Origin of the sequence: Plebeiibacterium sediminum (assembly GCF_026013605.1) — a bacterium.
GTDB classification, from domain to species: domain Bacteria; phylum Bacteroidota; class Bacteroidia; order Bacteroidales; family Marinilabiliaceae; genus Saccharicrinis; species Saccharicrinis sediminus.
The window spans coordinates 1-500 of record NZ_JAPDPJ010000303.1 but is presented as its reverse complement, the minus strand read 5'-3'; the positions used below and the strand labels follow the sequence as shown (position 1 = coordinate 500).

The window sequence follows — 500 nt, the reverse complement described above, 5'->3', positions numbered from 1 at the left end:
GGTAACGCTATTGGGAACTATCACAGAGAAAGCATAAGAGCTTGATATGTCATAATCGTTCGGGGGCGGTCAGCGGTTGTTAACCGCCCCTTTTTCTTCTTAATCATTTCAAAAATGGAAGTACAAGACAATAACATACGCAAATTACAGGTCGTGAAATTCGAGGTTAAAAAAGGTCAGACCTACGAGTTTAACGGCAATACCAAAACGGAACATGACCGTATCAAAGGCATTTTCTTACGCCTATCCAACCAACAGGCATTACCCGGTGCAACACTTAGGGTTTGGATTGATGATACCGAGATAATCCCCGATGATACCGAGGTGGCATTGCTTCACCACAACGATGATATGAGTATTAAGGACGTGGCTTTCCCTGTGGATGAAAAAGCCAAGAACAGCCCAGTACGTGTCATTTACAAAGACGACAGCGAGAACCTGGCTGTTAATGAAAGCTACAATGTTCGTGTGTATCTGCTTGCCGAGGTAGAGAAAAAGAA

General features: G+C 43.6%; 1 protein-coding gene. It reads left to right on the top strand.

Going from position 1 to position 500, the window contains the following annotated elements; genetic code table 11:
* Nucleotides 1–114 precede the first annotated feature (114 nt).
* Nucleotides 115–500, top strand: a 386-nt coding sequence (locus OM075_RS25565; RefSeq protein ID WP_301193386.1) for a hypothetical protein, incomplete at its 3' end; no start/stop codon positions are given.